Origin of the sequence: Bacteroides sp. Phil13, from assembly GCF_001940965.1 — a bacterium.
GTDB lineage: Bacteria > Bacteroidota > Bacteroidia > Bacteroidales > Bacteroidaceae > Bacteroides > Bacteroides intestinalis.
Map to the genome: position 1 here is coordinate 174,927 of NZ_MSHA01000050.1, position 18,063 is coordinate 192,989.

10 protein-coding genes are annotated in these 18,063 nt (G+C 47.3%); 9 read left to right on the plus strand and 1 reads right to left on the minus strand.

Features of this window, described 5'->3' with window-relative positions; translation table 11 throughout:
• Nucleotides 1–43 precede the first annotated feature (43 nt).
• Nucleotides 44–1,600 (plus strand): PQQ-like beta-propeller repeat protein, encoded by a 1,557-nt coding sequence (locus BWI44_RS10105; RefSeq protein ID WP_229036104.1) that lies wholly within the window; start codon nucleotides 44–46, stop codon nucleotides 1,598–1,600.
• Here the strand turns inward: BWI44_RS10105 and rnhB are convergent, their stop codons facing one another.
• On the minus strand, nucleotides 1,601–2,206 hold the full coding sequence (gene rnhB / locus BWI44_RS10110) for a ribonuclease HII (RefSeq protein ID WP_195208697.1): 606 nt from the start codon (nucleotides 2,204–2,206) through the stop codon (nucleotides 1,601–1,603).
• A gap of 96 nt (nucleotides 2,207–2,302) precedes the next feature.
• Between rnhB and BWI44_RS10115 the strand changes: the two genes are divergently transcribed.
• The 8 genes from BWI44_RS10115 to hepB all read left to right on the plus strand — a co-directional run bounded on the left by BWI44_RS10115 (nucleotide 2,303) and on the right by hepB (nucleotide 17,990).
• Nucleotides 2,303–3,925: a tetratricopeptide repeat protein gene (locus BWI44_RS10115; RefSeq protein WP_195208696.1), complete on the plus strand. Its 1,623-nt coding sequence runs from the start codon at nucleotides 2,303–2,305 to the stop codon at nucleotides 3,923–3,925.
• A gap of 218 nt (nucleotides 3,926–4,143) precedes the next feature.
• Nucleotides 4,144–7,251, plus strand: a complete 3,108-nt coding sequence (locus tag BWI44_RS10120) for a SusC/RagA family TonB-linked outer membrane protein (protein ID WP_195208695.1) — start codon at nucleotides 4,144–4,146, stop codon at nucleotides 7,249–7,251.
• Between the two features lie 27 nt (nucleotides 7,252–7,278).
• A complete protein-coding gene (locus BWI44_RS10125) occupies nucleotides 7,279–8,925 on the plus strand; it encodes a RagB/SusD family nutrient uptake outer membrane protein (RefSeq protein WP_138290894.1) in 1,647 nt (548 codons plus the stop codon).
• Nucleotides 8,926–9,101: 176 nt separating this feature from the next.
• Nucleotides 9,102–9,380, plus strand: coding sequence for a LysO family transporter (locus BWI44_RS10130; RefSeq protein ID WP_009129666.1), 279 nt, complete (start codon nucleotides 9,102–9,104; stop codon nucleotides 9,378–9,380).
• A complete protein-coding gene (locus BWI44_RS10135; RefSeq protein WP_007660790.1) occupies nucleotides 9,377–9,982 on the plus strand; it encodes a LysO family transporter in 606 nt (201 codons plus the stop codon). Before BWI44_RS10130 ends, BWI44_RS10135 begins: the two co-directional genes overlap by 4 nt.
• A gap of 72 nt (nucleotides 9,983–10,054) precedes the next feature.
• Nucleotides 10,055–13,156, plus strand: coding sequence for a beta-galactosidase, LacZ type (lacZ, locus tag BWI44_RS10140; protein ID WP_394368902.1), 3,102 nt, complete (start codon nucleotides 10,055–10,057; stop codon nucleotides 13,154–13,156).
• 353 nt (nucleotides 13,157–13,509) lie between these two features.
• Complete coding sequence (locus tag BWI44_RS10145; RefSeq protein WP_195208693.1) at nucleotides 13,510–15,438, plus strand: MGH1-like glycoside hydrolase domain-containing protein; 1,929 nt, start codon at nucleotides 13,510–13,512, stop codon at nucleotides 15,436–15,438.
• 236 nt (nucleotides 15,439–15,674) lie between these two features.
• Nucleotides 15,675–17,990 carry a heparin/heparin-sulfate lyase HepB gene (gene hepB, locus BWI44_RS10150; protein WP_195208692.1) on the plus strand — a complete coding sequence of 772 codons (2,316 nt, stop codon included), beginning with the start codon at nucleotides 15,675–15,677 and terminating at the stop codon, nucleotides 17,988–17,990.
• Nucleotides 17,991–18,063: the final 73 nt, after the last annotated feature.

Here is an 18,063-nt window from a genome sequence, read left to right on the forward strand (position 1 = left end):
TTCGCAAATAATACGTATGTTTGCGAAAAATAAACCAATGAACATGAAAACACACAGGATTTTAACGCTTGCATGCCTGATTCTCATGGCATCAATATCTTATGCGCAATCCGAAACCGTCATTGTAGGAAAGAAGACAGGCGGAACAGACCTGAAAGCACAGTGCTACACATTTCCTCAACGAGTGGAAACTTTTTCAATAAGCGATAAAGGAGATTACCTCTGTATCAGCTTCCGGGAAACGACTAAAAGCGGTAAGTACCTGAAGAATAAAGGAGAAATAGGCTTTTATGACACCAAGAGTAGCCAACTTCTATGGAAACAACCCATTGATTTCAGTAAATCAAGAGTAACCTGCCTTTCGGAAGGGGTCTTAATATCTGAAATTGGCAGCAAAATATCATTGCTAAGTAAGGAAACAGGAGCAAAGAAATGGGAAGCTGATTTATTTCCGGTATATGTGGATGATTCACTTGGGTTAGTCTTAGGATATAATTCTCCTACATCCAACAAACTCCGCGCTGTTAGCCTAAAATTCGGTAACTATTTGTGGGAAAACAAAATACCTCACCAATACGGTTGGAACGAAGTTCTCGATCTGGAACAAAATAAACGTCTGATTGTAGCGGATGCATTGCATAAGCTGGACTTCATGACCGGAGAATTACTGACCTATCCGGGAAAACCGGGAGCTCATGATACAAAGGCGGCATTGTTACAGGGATTAGCCGCTGTAGCAGTCGGAGTAGCCGGTGGCGTGGCAACCGGTGGCGCCTATTATTACAGTTATGTTCCCATTGCCAATAATACAATCACCGGATTAACCTCCAATATACTGTCTCAGGATTCACTTTATTACTGGGCAGACCGTCAACATATCTCCTGTATGGACACAGCTTTCAATGTAGTGTGGCAAACAGAGTTTCCTGATGTGAAGGCTTCCCGCTCCCAACTTTTCGTGCAAGATGGCAAGTTATTCATGCTAAATTACGGTTACGGATTACGCGAAGGAGCAAGTCGCAAGAAATATGGACGCCCATTTATAGCCTGTTACAACTTGCTAAACGGAGAAGAAATCTTCTTCAATCAACTAAGCGTAAAGAAAGATATGATTGAAGATGCCCTGCGGACCGAGGACGCACTCTATATGCTGTTCGATGATGGAATGGCTTATCAGGAGCTGATGGACTCCGTCGTAAATATTGTACCTTGGGATACCAAACAACGCGGAAAGCTGGAAGCAATACTGCCCGGTACATTTTATGCAGCCAACAAAAATACAACAGCTTTCCAGTCGCTCGCCTACAATGGGGAACATTGCCTGGTATATAATGATCAGGGAGTTATCTACGAGGTAGACAAGAACTTGAATATTAGTAAGACCTACGAACGGGAACGTATCTACAGCCCCAGTATCCAACTAAAAGATTATTTATGTATCGGCAATCGTGGAGACTATTGGTTCATTCATGAAATGGGAATGCCTGTAGCCCATCTTCAAACAGATTTCAAGAAAGGACAAGTGATTGGTAATAAGTTGCTGCTACTTAATTATGAAAACCAATTCCTGTTTATCGATCTGGATAAAGCGATAGAATAATTACTTGAAATCAAGTGCTAACTGCCCGTCGCCCAGCAGATTGAATGTCATGCGGTGATAGGGAGTAGTGCTGTGTTCGGCAATGGCGGCACGGTGTTTCTTGGTGGGATAGCCTTTGTTATGGTTCCAGTCATAATAAGGGTATTCTTCGTGCAGGCGGTTCATATAGTCGTCACGGTAGGTTTTGGCAAGGATGGAGGCGGCAGCAATAGAAAGGTATTTGCCGTCACCCTTGACTACCGTTGTATGCGGCAGGTCCTGATATTTCTTGAAGCGGTTGCCGTCAATCAGAAGATGCTGCGGACGCATCTTCAACTGGTCCACCGCGCGATGCATGGCAAGGAACGAGGCATTCAGGATATTTATCTTGTCAATCTCTTCGGGAGATACGATGCCGACAGCCCAAGCAAGCGCTTCTTTCTCAATCACTTCACGCAAAGCATAACGCTGGTGCTCCGTCAGTTGCTTGGAGTCATTCAGTAATTCGTTCTTGAAATCTTTGGGAAGAATCACGGCAGCGGCATACACAGCTCCTGCCAGACAACCACGGCCAGCCTCATCACAACCGGCTTCTATCAAATCTTTATTCAAATAAGGCAATAGCATACAGCATTAATTTAGAGGCACAAAGATAAATCTTTTTGAAAGCAAACCGGACTTTTTAAAGGAAAATAATTACATTTGCAAAAATAAGACTATACCATGAAGAAAGCTCTGTATCTAATACTTGCAGTTCTCTCGCTAACTGTAACTCCTTTACAAGCCCAAGATATAAACCAAGCCAAGACTTTAGTTGAACAAGCTCAAAATGCTCTGTTCAGTAATCCTAAACAGGCTTCTTACTATGCGGCACAAGCTGCCGCTCTATTTCCCGAAGACCAGCCTAATGAGATTTGTACACAAGCCATGATTCTTCACAGTCAGGCAGAACAGCTACTGGGTAACTTCGACTTAAGCATCAAAAATTTATATGACACACAGAGATATATCAACCCTGCAAACAAAAGGCAAACAGCTCAACTCTATTCCCTCATGGGGCGCGTATACAGCAAGTTGGGCGATTATAACAAAGGCATCGAACTAAATGACAAAGCCACTTCCATTTTCAAATCCTTAGGGGATTCGGCTTCGGTGGCCGGATGCTATAATGAGCGCGGAGTCATGCACTACCTACTTGATGAATTTGTGGTAGCTGAAAAATTTCTTCAACGGGCACTGACAATCAACCGTGCCCAACGAAACTTAAAGGAAATAGCTACCAATCTGAATAATCTATGCCTATATCAGGGAGATACGGAAAAGAAACTCTCCCTTATTCAAGAAGCAATTGCCATCAACAAGAATCTAGATGCCCAATGGTCACTGGGTGAGAACTATAATAATATGGGCAAACAGTATTATTTCAGCGAGCAATACCCCCAAGCCTTGGAAGCCTTGCAAAAAGCCTATGAATATGCCCGTAACATTGGTGCCAAAGAGCTGATCTGCGATAATTATGAATATTCATCGTGGGTATATGCCGCCATAGGTGACTATAAACAGGCCTACACCCGCCTCAGCCAGATGTATGCTTTGAGTAAAGAGCTGCAAAGCAGCAACAAGCTGCGCAACATTGAACAGGAAATCTCTTATAAAAGATATCAAGACCAGAAATATGCTACTGAGATGCAGGAGCAAACCTATAAGATTGAACTACTGAAACGTAATTTATGGTTTTTGGGTAGCGTGCTCGTGCTTGGATTAGCTTTCAGCATCTTCTTATATAAATGGTATAAGCGCAGAAAAGGCCTTCAACTGATAGAGGCCCGCTACCAACTGGAGTTGTCGCAACGCGAGTTATCCGAACTGAAACTGCACCAACAAGAGTTGGAGCTACAGAATATACAGAATGCACTGGACAGTAGCCAGCAAGAAGTAACCAGCTTCGCCGTCTTCCTGAGAAGCCGCAACGAATTGCTGGACAAAATACGCGAAATGATTAAGGAAGGGTACAAAATGGATAATCAAACACTTATCCCCCACCTGAAAAAAGTGAATGCCTATATCAGTCAATACCAAAGCGGAGACAAGACCAATAATGCGTTACTGCTGAATATCGAAGACAAGAGTAAAGAATTCATTGAAAGGCTCACAAAAGAACATCCCAACTTGACACAAGGAGAAAAATATCTGGCAACCATGCTGCGCGTCAATCTTTCAACGAAAGAAATTTCCATGATTAGCGGGAATAGTCCTAAAACAATTAATATGAATCGCTACAGATTACGTAAGGCTTTGAACTTACCAACAGAAAAAGACCTGGTGGAATACTTGCAAAACTACTAAAACACCCATTAGCACAAACTGCTTGTTTGTAGATATACCACCCCGCAATATAGCACTATATTACAAGCATTTACGATTATCTTTGTAGATCAAAAAGCCTGTAATTCCACCCCCTTTGTAGATATTTTACAGACCGTTCTTTATAGGAATACTTTTAATTATATCCTTTTCTTTGCCATGTGAGAAACAAATGTTATTAACCTTAAAAACTATCACACATGGGTAAAATTAAAAAGTATTCCTTAATACAAAGAGCCGCTTTGTTGGCCTTGCTCTTTGTATGTTTGGTACCGCTAAGTTCTTTAGCACAAACCATCCAATTAACCGGTACAGTAACCGACACCAAAGGAGAAACTCTCATTGGCGCCAGTGTTTTGGAAAAAGGTACAACCAATGGTTGCATTACCGACATCGACGGTAACTTTGCACTGACTGTTGCTCCTAATGCGACAATGGTAATCTCTTATGTGGGCTATGTCGCTCAAGAGATTCCTCTGAATGGACAGAAGGTGTTGAAAGTAACTCTGAAAGATGATACTGAAATGCTGGATGAAGTTGTGGTAATCGGTTATGGTACAATGAAGAAAAGTGATATGACCGGAGCTATTTCTTCTGTTGATACAGAAGAATTGACCAAGCGTGCTACAACCAATCCTGCCGAAGCATTACAAGGAAAAATTGCCGGTGTAAATATTATGAAGGCCGGCGGTAACGCAGGTGCAGGTATTTCTGTCAAGATTCGTGGTGTAAAATCTTTCGGCAGCAATGAGCCACTTTATATTATCGATGGTTTCCCCGGAGATATTGATAATGTTAATCCGCAAGATATCCAATCCATGGAAGTACTTAAAGATGGTGCTGCTGCCGCTATCTACGGTTCAGTGGCAGCCAATGGAGTAATCATCATCACTACCAAGAATGGCAAGAAAGGTGAAACACACATTGATTTCAATACATACTTGAGCATGACTACTGTAGCCAACAAACTGGAAATGACCAATGCGGAACAGTATAAGAATACGATCAAAACCATGTTCGAGAATGCAGGCAAGCCGGTTCCCGCCTATTGCACCAGCGATACGGGCATAGACACAGACTGGCAGGATCTGATGCTTCGCGACGGTTTATCCCAAAACTATATGTTCAGTGTGCGCGGTGGCAGCGAAACGGCACAATATTCCGTGTCCTATAACCATGCTGACGACAAGGGTATCTTTCTGGGCAATAACTTCCGCCAGGACAATGCCCGCATGAAAATGCACATGAGCAAATACATCTTCGACATTGATGCCAATTTGAGCTTCCGCTATACCAAGAGCAAACAGCCACAGTACAGTTTGCGTGAGATGTACGGTCTTTCTCCGTTGCTTCCCGTTTATGACGAGAATGAGAAATACGGCTTTGCCTTGACGCAATCGCTCGGATTGCCAACCAACAATAACGTGATGGCCGACCACGTCTACAACGAAGCCGCTACCAAGAAGTTCTATACCAATGCCAACGTATCATTGGGTGTGAAGCTCGCTCCCTGGCTGAACTTCAAGACCAGCTATGCCTACCGTGGCTTGCACTACCGTTACGTGGAGCACAATCCGGATTACATTTCTAATGCACAAAGTCCCCACAACTATCCTGAGCACTACGAAGGAACTTATTATTGGGAAGAGCAAACCATTGACAACGTGCTGACTTTCAATAAAGATTTCGACAAGCACAGTTTGAATATAATGGCTGGTTCTTCTATCACTTCCACCAAATACACCGATAATGGCGTAGGTGTAACCGGTAAGTCTACCAAATACTACATTGATGCCAACGGCAACCTGGCCACCAAGGACGAGGCAGCCGGTTTCCTCGACCCGAGTTTTGATACAGTGGATGCAGGTATCGGAGGAACGTTCTACGGTGATGGCGAAAAATACAAATATAACCGCGCCTCTTTCTTCGGACGCGTGAACTATAACTACGACAACCGTTACCTCATCCAGGCCACCATGCGCTACGACGGTTCTTCCAAATTCGGTGTGAACAACCGCTGGGGTTGCTTCCCCTCTGTAGCTGTAGGCTGGAGAATCAGTGAAGAAGCCTTCTATCCGAAAGATTTCTTCATCAACAGCCTGAAGTTCCGTGCCAGCTGGGGACGCCTCGGCAACGAGAACGCTTTGGGATATTATGACTTCCAGGCCTTGATTCTGTCTCGCAACAATCGTTACGGTGGCTACATACAAGGTGGCAACGCCTGGCCGGGTTCTGCTTCATGGACTATGGAAAACCGCGGTCTGAAATGGGAAACTACGGACACTAAAAACATCGGTTTCGACTTTGGCATGCTCAGCAACAAACTGACAGGTAGCATCAACTACTACATCAACCAGACGGAAGATTTGCTGATTACCAAGCGCCTCTCTCCCTCTGCCGGTTACGAGAATCCCATTCTGAACGTGGGCAAGATTCGCAACAACGGTGTGGAACTGGAAGTGAACTGGATCGACAAGATCAAGGACTTTGAATACAACGTGGGCTTCAACTTCTCCACCACCAAGAATAAAGTAGTGGAACTGGCAGACAAAGGACAAGCACTGCCCGCTACCGGTCTGCTGTACGACACCGACCATATCCCGGCATACGCCAAAGAAGGCAAGCCTATCAGCGGCTTCTACCTCTACCGCACAGACGGCATCTTCCAAAGCGATGCGGAAGCTGAAGCTTACGTGAACGATAAAGGAGAACGCCTCCAACCCAACGCAAAAGCCGGTGACATCCGCTTCAAAGATGTAACCGGTGACGGTGTCATCGACGAAGATGACAAAGAATACTGCGGAACAGGTATCCCTAAATTCGAGACCAACCTCAATTTCTCCGCTTCTTACAAGGGTTTCGACCTCTCTTTCAGTTTGAGCGGTGTGTTCGGGCATAAGATTTACAACGGTAACCGCTACTTCTATGAATCCATGAATGCTCCCATCAACATGCTGAGCACCGTAGTCAACGCCTGGACACCGGAGAACACACATACCGACATTCCACGTGCCGTGAACGGCGACCCCAACGGTAACTCCCGCGAAAGCGAGCGCTTCCTGGAGAATGGCAGCTTCGTCCGTTTGCGCCAGGCCCAAATCGGATATACACTGCCCGTATCTCTGCTGAAGAAAGTGAAAATAGAAAAGCTCCGCTTCTATATCAGCGGTGACAATCTGTTCACCATTACCGGTTACTCCGGCGTAGACCCGGAATTCTCAACCAGCAGCCCACTGAACTCCGGTGTAGACAGATACATCTATCCGTTTACCCGCTCCTACACCGTGGGTGCACAGCTTACATTCTAATGTTTAACTCAATATAAAAGAAACGATATGAAAAAAGTTCTATATATAGCAAGTATGTGTCTCGCAATGGCTTTTACGTCTTGCGATGACTTCCTGACTGTTTCTTCTCCCGACAAGCTGACTACCGGCAACTTTTGGAGAGACCAAAAAGATGCAGAAGCCACCCTGGCCTCAGCATACGCCCAACTCTACCACGGCGACAGCTATGCCACCAGTGAAGTGCGCTGGCCGGTGGAGGCTTACCGCACCGACCTTTACGATGTGGGTAACGATGCCAACAACTACCAGACTTGGACAGACATCTATAACTTCACCTATACCAACGGAAATACACAGTTCTCTTATTACTACCAAGACCTTTACCGGGGTATCAACTTCACCAACCAGGTGTTGGAGTACGCACCCAAAATCCCGGCAGAAAACATCACCGAAGCCAAACGCGAAGAGATTATTGCCGAAGCTCATTTTCTGAGAGGTTACTTCCACATGATGCTGTTGCTGAACTGGGAGAAGATTATCCTGCGCGACATCTACATTTCGGATGCAGCCGACCTGAACAAGCCATTGAGCGACCGGGTGGCTTGCTGGGAACTGGTAATAAACGAATTGTCGCAAGCCACTGCATTGCCTGCCACACGCCCCGGATCGGAACTGGGTCGCGCCACTTCGGGAGCAGCCAATGCCTATCTAGGATTTGCCTACCTGACGCGTGCTTATGAAGAACCTGCCAATGAGTCGGGCCACTTAACAGCAGCCCTGAAGGCCCTGAATGCAGTGCAAGGCTACGAACTGGTAGATAGCGACAAGATGCTGCAAATGTTCAACGGCAAGAACAAGAATTGCCCGGAATCCATCTTCGAGTTGCAATATTCTGCCAATACTGACAACGGCGCCAGCTACTACTCATACATACACTGTTTCATTGCCTGCTCTGAGATTGGCGGTTGGGACGAAATCCTGCCCAGCGCCCGCCTGATGGAAGAGTACAAGAAAGAAGGCAGAAAGGCATCGGACGGGCTGTACGACCAACGTCTTTATAATACAATTTACTTCAAGGATGACTACTTCAACGACGCTGATAACGGCGAACTGATTTTTGGAGAGTTCACTTACGACGAGTGTTTCTGGAGATGGAGACAGAACGAGAATAAGAAGTATGTGGATGCAAACGGCAATGTCATCGATATCCCGACAGGAGAAGACACAGACAAATATCTGGAATCTCATGGTGGCGTGAAAGATGTATACGATCGCCCCAACTTCCGCCGCTTCACTCCGGAAACATATGAGGAACTGAGCGACTACTGTCCGTTCAACATTCCTTTGATGCGCTATGCCAACGTGATGTTGATGAAAGCCGAAGTACTGAACAAGCAAGGGCATCCCGAACAAGCCATTCCTCTGATTAACGAAATCAGAGCCAAGCACGGAAAAATGCCTGCTATGAAAGGAACGTCACAAGCCGAAGTACAGGCTCAAATAGAACATGAACGCATCATCGAGTTCCCGCTGGAAAGCTACCGCTGGTACGACCTGCGCCGCTGGGGCAAACTGAGCGAGGTACTGGGCAAACGCGGATTTTCGGAAGGTAAGCACAACTTCTTCCCGATTCCTTTGTGGGAAATCAACGCAAACCCTGCGCTAAACAACACTGCAGAAGGAACTGAAGAATAATCCTCTCTTTAAATATACCAAAATAGGGCGGCGTTTGCCTGCGGCGGTGCCGCCTTATTTACCTTTTAAAAGCTTTATCTTTGCATTTGCGAAAATAGGCTGCACCTCAGCATAAACAAGCAAGCTTGCTTCTGCTTTCGGTTTGCACTATCTTTGCCCCCAAAAACGACATAGATATGTTTACAATCATCGGACTAATGCTCACAGGAATGCTGCTGGGCTACCTCTTACGGAAACGGAATCTGAGCGGAATCCACAAAGTCATTACAGTGCTCATCTGGTTACTCCTCTTCATACTGGGTATTGAAGTGGGAGGAAACGAACAGATTATCAAAGGACTTCATACCATCGGACTCGAAGCCGTCATACTCACCATAGGCGGAACTTTGGGAAGCGTGATTGCTGCCTGGGCATTGTGGAGAGCTTTATACAAACGGAAAGGAGGCCGGGCATGAAAGGGAGTCTCATCATAGTCGGCTTTTTTGTGCTGGGAACACTCTGCGGAGTCTTTCACCTGATACCTATCGATATCGTAATAGATAGTAAAGTCAGCTTTTATGCACTTTGCGCACTGATGTTCAGTGTAGGGCTAAGTGTAGGCAACGACCCGCAAACGTTGAAAAACTTCCGTTCACTCAATCCACGGTTGATATTCCTGCCTATCATGACCATTCTGGGTACGCTGGCAGGTTCTGCCGCAGTCAGTCTGATACTGACACACCGTTCTCTGACGGATTGCCTGGCTGTAGGCTCGGGCTTTGGCTACTACTCACTCTCCAGTATCTTCATCACCGAATATAAAGGAGCCGAATTGGGAACCATCGCACTGCTCGCCAACATCAGTCGCGAGATACTGACACTACTGGCTGCCCCCTTGCTGGTGCGCTGGTTCGGTAACCTCGCCCCCATCTCAGCCGGAGGTGCAACCACGATGGACACCACACTGCCCATCATTACACGAACGGCCGGACAACAATTTGTAGTTGTCTCCATCTTCCACGGGTTCGTGGTAGATTTCAGTGTCCCGTTTCTTGTGACCCTGTTTTGTTCGATATAAACACTTAATCTGATTGATATCATGAAATTTAAATTATATTCTTTCATCTCCGCCTTACTGATTTGCAGTAATATGCTTGCCGACAATGAACCTTGGCAGAACCCGCAAGTCAATGAGATAAACAGAGAGCCAATGCATGCGCACTTCATTCCGTTTACGAATGAGGCCAACGCCCTGAAGCAACACTCCCTGCCTGCGGATGTACGTTTCAACGTAAATCCTGCCACCGAACGCCGCATCTCGCTGGACGGTACTTGGAAGTTCCTGTTCTCAAAGAACAACGAACTTTGTCCCAAAGACTTCCACAAACCGGGATACAACACCCGGAAGTGGAGCAAAATACAAGTCCCCGGAAGCTGGGAGTTGCAAGGCTTCGATGCACCTATTTATACGGATACCCGTTATCCATTCCCTGCCAATCCCCCGCATGTGCCAGCCGATTACAATCCGGTGGGAGCATACGTCCGCGAATTCACGGTTCCCGGCGGTTGGGAAGGTATGGATATCTTCCTCGACTTTGAGGGAGTGGAATCCGCCTACTACGTATGGGTGAACGGCGAACTTGCCGGATATGCCGAAGACAGCCGCCTGCCGTCTCACTTCAACATCACGAAGCTCCTGAAAAAAGGCAGCAACAAACTTGCCGTCAAGGTATTCCGTTACAGCGACGGCTCTTACCTTGAAGGACAGGACTACTGGAAATACAGTGGCATCGAGCGTGACGTTTATCTCTACGCCCGTCCGCAAAGCCGCGTGCGCGACTTCCGGATGACTGCCGAACTGATAAATGATTATAAAGACGGAGAACTCAACCTGGATGTCATCCTCCATCAGCCGAAAGCGGGAGAAACCGTTGAAGTAAAAGTGCTGGATGCAGGAAAGGTGATTTATAACCAGAAGAAAACCGTCTCTTCTCCTACGGACACTTTATTTAGCCAGCAACAGATTTTCCCGGATGCACGTGCCTGGAATGCCGAAACGCCCAATACCTATACACTGGTAGTCAGCACCTTCGATGCACAAGGAAAGCCGTTGGAGTCTTTCACCCAACTTTTTGGTTTCCGCACGGTGGAGATGCGCAACGGCATGCAGATGATTAACGGAAAAGCGGTGCTCTTTAAGGGAGTGAACCGTCACGAACACGATCCGCACAAAGGACGCACCATCAGCGTAGCTTCCATGATACACGATATTCAGTTGATGAAGCAATTCAATCTGAACGGTGTGCGCAACTGCCACTATCCGAATAACTATGCATGGTATGAGCTTTGCACGGAATTCGGTCTGTATATGGTGGATGAAGCCAACATCGAAAGCCACGGTATGCAGGATCACAAGGATGGCACGCTGGCCAATTATCCGGATTGGGAACTTCCTTTCATGCAACGCATGAGCCGTATGATTGCACGCGACCGTAACTGCACAGCTATCGTCACCTGGTCTATGGGCAATGAGTCCGGCTATGGTAAGCATTTCGAAACCTTATACGATTACACGAAGAAGGTAGATTCCACCCGCCCGGTACAATACGAGGGTGGCGGTTATGATGCCAAGAGTGACATATACTGCCCGATGTATGCACGCATCTGGTCGTTGCGCCGCCATATCAATCAGCGCGACAAGCGTCCTATGATTATGTGCGAATATGCTCATGCCATGGGCAACAGTGTAGGAAACTTCCAGGATTACTGGGATTTGATTTATAAGTACGACCAGTTGCAAGGCGGCTTCATCTGGGACTGGGTAGACCAGACATTCGCCATCAAAGATAAGGATAACCGTGACATCTGGGCTTTCGGTGGAGACATGGGATTTGTAGGCATCGTCAACGACTCCAACTTCTGCGCCAACGGTCTGGTAGCTGCCGACCGCACTCCTCACCCGCATATCTATGAGGTGAAGAAGGTGCTTCAATATATCCACTTTGAACCGGTTGCCTTCACACCTAATAAAATAAAGGTTACCAACCGGCACGACTTCATCGGTCTGGAAGGATATATCCTGCGCTGGGCAGTGGAATGTGACGGCAAAGCGGTACAAAGCGGTGAAATGGATTTCCCAGCAATCGCACCGGGAAGCTCTGCCAACATCGAACTGCCTCTGAAAGCACTGCCTGCCGATGGCAAAGAGTACTTCCTTACCCTGCGCGCATTCACCAAAAACGAAGCGCCGTTAATCCCGAAAGGACACGAGGCCGCCATCGAACAATGGGCGTTGCCTTCCGTCCCTGCTGCAAAAGCCATTCAGCCGGCTAACGGCAAACTGACCGTAGACCGCAACAGTGACGCCATCACTCTGACAGGAAACAACTTCCGGATAGCTTTCTCGGCTCAAAGCGGTGAAATGACGGCGTTGAGTTACAATGGAAAGAATCTGATAAAAGAAGGTCTGCAACCCAACTTCTGGCGTCCTCTGACGGATAATGATATTCCGAACGGACATCTGTACCGTTGTCTCACTTGGAAGACTGCCGGACAGGATGCCAAACTGGAGCACCTGAACATAACGGAAAATCAACAGAAAGTTACCCTTACCGCTACCTATAAGATGGAAGCGCAAGACTCGAAGCTGCAAACAATATACGATATTCATCCTGACGGAGCAGTCCGCGTGAGCATGCACTTCACTCCCGGCAAACAGGCGTTGAACGAAATGCCTCGTCTGGGTATGCGCATGATACTTCCGGCTGAATATGAAAGGATGTCCTGGCTGGGACGCGGACCACAGGAAAACTATGCAGACCGGAAGACGGGAGCATTGGTAGGACTGTACAGCGCGACGGTTTGGGAACAGTTTCATCCGTATGTGCGTGCTCAGGAAACAGCTAATCATTGCGATGTACGTTGGGTGGCACTGCGCAATGCCGATGGTGACGGTTTGCTCATTACGGGAGAAGAACCGCTAAGTATCAGTGCCTGGAACTTCCCGATGGAAGATATCGAGTACCGCCCTTCGCAGGTGGAACGCCGCCACGGGGGAAGCATAGTGAAGAAAGATATGGTGTGGCTGAACATCGACCACAAGCAGATGGGCGTAGGTGGTGACAATACGTGGGGAGCACAAGTGCACCCGGAATATACCATCACACCGCACGAATGGAAGTACAGCTTCACGCTGCTGCCACTCGGAGCTAAGGATGATGCAGCGGAACAGGCGCATAAGTGCTGGTTCTAAGGGATAAATGATAATTTAGGGGCACATAGCCTAAAATTAAATATGTAAGGAATTGAAAAAATACCATATATTCTGCTTTCTAAGTAATATGTGTCCTACAGGCTATTCTGAAGGGGGCGGGAGACTTGTGCTAAGTGTCAACGATACTTGTGCTAAGTGTCGGGCACACTTGTGCTAAGTATCAGGGATACTTGTGCTAAGTGTCAACGACGCTCATTTAGGTCTTCTCCCGCCTGTATCAGATGTCGGAATTTATTTAATTCTCGGAACGATTGTTTAAGCACAATATAGCGCAGCCTAATTATCAATTATCCCCCCAAAAAGTAATTATTAAATCCGTAATAATAAGGAATATGAAACACAAGTTTATACACATCATTTGCTTTACGCTACTGGTTGCAGGCCTCACCGCCTGCACCTCCGGTAATAAAAAAACTGCGGAGCAAAGGTACACCTTCAATAACATACTGGATATTGCCTACACTCCCGACACCCTGCACCGTTGCTACGGCTGGTTCACAGACGCCGGTTCATGGATGGGCTTCACCCTGCCCGAAAAGGCACAATGGGTGAACGGCTTCTGCGGTCCGTTCAGTCTGGATATGTTCCGCCGCCAATGGATGGCACAGTCCGCCGTCACAGTAGATTTCGCCGGAAACGCTTCTGCCAGCTTCATTCCCGACTCTACCTGCTACTTCCCCGGCGAGCTCTATATGTCCGCCCACTCCGATGCAGGGAGCATCACGCAACGACTTAACTTTGCAGACGCCTCCACCGCCCTCCTGCGCATAGAGTCCGATAAAGCAGAAGACCTGCTTCTGACAGGCAGTCAATGGGGAAAAGACGTCACCGTCACCGTAGAGCAAAACTCCGTCATTGCCCGCCACCCCAGCGGAGAAAGCGTGACCGTAACATTTACCCCCGACGTGACACTTTCCCGGACGGAAAACAACTACACAGCCCTTGTTCACAGTCCCAAGTATCCCGTCCATGTAGCCATTTCCTTCTTCACCTCGGAAAAAGAGATGACCGCCGGATTGCAGAATATCCCCACCCTGCTCAACAATCCCGGAAAGGCTTTGCAAGCCAATGCCGAACGCTGGGAGGGTTATCTAACCAAGATACTGCGCAAGGACATGAAACCCGAATACGACCGTATAGCCGTGAAAGCCGTCACCACCCTTATTTCCAACTGGCGCACGCATCGCGGCGGACTGCTTCATGAAGGTATCGTCCCGAGCCACGCCGTAGGCTACTTTGTGGGTTTCTGGGCATGGGACAGTTGGCGTTTCAGTGCCGGAACCGCTAAATTCGACCCTGAACTGGCAAAGAACAACATCCGCGCCATGTTCGATTATCAGCAACCGGACGGCATGGTTATCGACTGCATCTACACCGACCCGTCGGAAAACAATGCCCGCGACAGCAAACCGCCTTTGGTATGCTGGGCGGTAGACGAAATCTTCACGCATACAGGCGACACGGCTTTCGTTGCCGAAATGTACCCGCAACTGCTCTCTTACTACAAATGGTGGTACGAGAAACGCGATCACAACCGCAACGGCATGTGTGAGTACGGTGCAACAGACGGCACACTGGAAGCTGCCGCATGGGAAAGCGGCATGGACAATGCCATTCGTTTTGACAACGCCGTAATGCTGAAGAACGACGAAGCCGATGATGCCTGGAGCATGGATCAGGAAAGCGTAGACCTAAACGCCTACCTGGCACTGGAATGTAAACTGCTGAAGAAGTTTGCCGGACTGCTCAACGTGGCTTTCGACGGTCCCGACTATAGCGACAAAGTAGCTGACTACTTCTTCGACAAACAGCTCAATTTCTTCTTCGACCGCCGACTGAAAGATGGTTCCTTCATCGAGGAACCGGGTTGCGAAGCCTATACTCCGCTGTGGACACAGATTGCGACCCAGTCACAGGTAGATAGCATGTTACCCATGCTGCAAGACACCGCGAAGTTCTCCACGTATATCCCCTTCCCCACCATCGCCGCAGACAATCCCAAGTATAACCCGCGCGGCTACTGGCGTGGCCCCATCTGGCTGGACCAGACTTACTTTGCCATTCGCGGACTCCGCAACTATGGTTATCATAAACTGGCCGATGAATATACCTTGCAGGTATTCGACCGTCTGAACGGACTGAAAGAAGGAGCGCCCATCCACGAGAACTACGGTACGCATACCGGAGAACGGTTGAAAGCACCGCACTTTAGTTGGAGTTCGTCACATCTGTTGATGATGTACGATGACTACGGGAAGTAATTCTTGCGTGAGGGATAGCTTTTCTTGGAAATCTATCCCTCTATGATTTCACAGCTACGCTAATATTGTTTCGGAGAATGTCACTTATGTCTCAGAATGCTGCACCGGCAGTATTTTGTTGTTTTATAATGATGTAGGTAATGGTTGAATGTTCTACATTTGTAAACAGAGTATATGGTTTTCACACCGTATATCATGCATAAACAAGTACTTTATTAATCTATAGAACAGCAACCATGAAGAAAAATTTTCTTTTAGCAGCGAGTTTTCTCTTCATCTTTTGTCTGGAAGCCGGTGCTCAGAAAAGAGATGAAGTAACTTGGGAGAAATTCGAGGACATCACCATCCCCATTCCTCCCTCAACTCACCCCCGACTCTATGTACGTCCCGCCAATTTACCGGATTTAAAGAAACGGATGGATCACCCGCAAGTAAAAGCAAACCTGGCAACCTTGCGCAAACTTGGCATAGACCGCACCGCAGAGGAAGAGGCAAAAGTAACCGACAGAGGCTTCCGCTACTACTTCGAGATGCGGGGAGTAACCAGCCGTGTACAAGTACAAGCTCTCGACTATCTGGTATATGGTGACAAGAAGCAAGCCAGACGCGCCATCACTTCCATGCTCGATTCATTGCAGCATACCAATTTCGGAACCAAACAAGACTTATCGCGCGCCAGCGGAGTCATGCTGATGTGCGGCGCGATGGTATATGACTGGTGCTACGACCAGATGAAAGAATCGGAAAAGAAAGCCTATATAGAATCGTTCATCCGAATCTCCAAGACCATGGAATGCGGTTATCCGCCCAAAAATAACGAACCCATAGCCGGACACTCGTCCGAATGGATGATCTTGCGGGACATGCTTTCAGCCGGTATTGCTATCTACGACGAATATCCGGATATGTACCTCCATGTCATCCGAATGTTGTACAAGGATTACTTGCCGGTAAGAAATTACATCTATTCTGGTCATAATTACCATCAGGGAACAAGCTATGTCAATGTGCGTTTCAGCAATGACCTGTTCTCCTTATGGATTCTGGATCGTATGGGAGCCGGCGCAATCTACAATCCCGCACAACAATTCGTACCGTACGACTTCCTGTACCGCCGTCGTCCGGACGGACAAGTAATGCCCGCAGGCGATACGAATCCTAACAAAAAAAACATTCCTTCTTACTCCCTGCCCGCCATGCTCGCTTCCAGCTTCTATAAAGACAATTATCTGGCTTACGAATACGAACTCAAACCCAAATTAGAAAGCCACTGCCTCATCTTCGAGATACTGTGGAGAGATTTTGATTTGAAAGCCAAGACTCCCGATGACTTGCCGCTGACCCGATACTCAGGCTCACCTTTCGGGTGGATGATAGCGCGTACGGCATGGGACAAAAACAGCGTGATTGCCGAAATGAAAATCAATGAACAATTCTTTGGTAACCATCAACACATGGACGGTGGTTCATTCCAACTTTATTATAAGGGCCCGTTGGCAATAGATGCCGGAGCTTACCAAGGAAGTTCCGGCGGATATAACAGCCCACACAACAAAAATTTCTTCAAACGTACCATTGCCCATAACTCATTGTTAGTATACAACCCGAACGAGAAATTCGCCAGCTGGAATTATGGTGGACAAGATAAAACAGAATTTGCCGATAATGACGGTGGACAACGCATGCCGGGTGACCGTTGGGAGACTTGCCGCTCTTTTAAAGATTTATTAAGCAAGGAATATACTACAGGCAAAGTCCTGGGACATGGTTTTGGCCCCGATGCCAATAAACCTGACTATTCTTATCTGAAAGGTGACATCACGCAAGCCTATACAGACAAGGTAAAAGAAGCGAAACGCTCTTTTGTTTTCCTCAACCTGCACGCTACCGAAGTGCCTGCCGCCTTAATCGTGTTTGATAAAGTTGTCTCTTCCGACCCTCAGTTCAAGAAGTTCTGGCTACTGCACAGTATAGAAGAGCCGATAATAGAAAGTAACCGTTTCACCGTCAAACGCACCCAAAACGAAGACACCGGCATGTTACAGAATCAAGTGTTGCTCCCCGAAATTCAAGATGCACGGATAGAGAAAATCGGTGGAAAAGGAAAAGAGTTTTGGGTATTCGGCACCAATTATGCCAACGATGCCATGCCGAGACGTCCCGACGACGCCAACGAAAGAGGCGCATGGCGTGTAGAAATATCACCTGTAACCGCTGCTGCCGAAAATTACTTCCTGAATGTAATGCAAGTAGCCGACAACACCTGTCTGCAAATGAATGAAGTAAAACGCATCGATGCAGATAAAATAGTAGGCGTGCAGATAGCCGACCGCGTCGTCACCTTCAGCAAAGACAGCCAACCACTGCCCGGTAAATTTGATTTCGCGGTAAGTGGCAGCCAAACTATGAAGTTTGTCATTACCGACCTTATTCCGGGAACCTGGCAAATCAAAAAAGACGGCAAGGTATATATTCCCGCGCTGGAAGTTCGTACAGACGATGGTATCCTTTCTTTTGAAGGTACTGCCGGATGGTATGAATTTCTTCGATAAAAAAAAGCCATCTGTCAATGTAGAAGAAGTCATTGACAGATGGCTTATTTATTAAGTTTCCTCACCCCCGTTT

Coding starts and splice junctions, on each gene's coding strand:
- BWI44_RS10105 (WP_229036104.1), top strand. CDS start 44: ATGAAAACACACAGGATTTTAACGCTTGCATGCCTGATTCTCATGGCA.
- rnhB (WP_195208697.1), bottom strand. CDS start 2,206: ATGCTATTGCCTTATTTGAATAAAGATTTGATAGAAGCCGGTTGTGAT.
- BWI44_RS10115 (WP_195208696.1), top strand. CDS start 2,303: ATGAAGAAAGCTCTGTATCTAATACTTGCAGTTCTCTCGCTAACTGTA.
- BWI44_RS10120 (WP_195208695.1), top strand. CDS start 4,144: ATGGGTAAAATTAAAAAGTATTCCTTAATACAAAGAGCCGCTTTGTTG.
- BWI44_RS10125 (WP_138290894.1), top strand. CDS start 7,279: ATGAAAAAAGTTCTATATATAGCAAGTATGTGTCTCGCAATGGCTTTT.
- BWI44_RS10130 (WP_009129666.1), top strand. CDS start 9,102: ATGTTTACAATCATCGGACTAATGCTCACAGGAATGCTGCTGGGCTAC.
- BWI44_RS10135 (WP_007660790.1), top strand. CDS start 9,377: ATGAAAGGGAGTCTCATCATAGTCGGCTTTTTTGTGCTGGGAACACTC.
- lacZ (WP_394368902.1), top strand. CDS start 10,055: ATGCTTGCCGACAATGAACCTTGGCAGAACCCGCAAGTCAATGAGATA.
- BWI44_RS10145 (WP_195208693.1), top strand. CDS start 13,510: ATGAAACACAAGTTTATACACATCATTTGCTTTACGCTACTGGTTGCA.
- hepB (WP_195208692.1), top strand. CDS start 15,675: ATGAAGAAAAATTTTCTTTTAGCAGCGAGTTTTCTCTTCATCTTTTGT.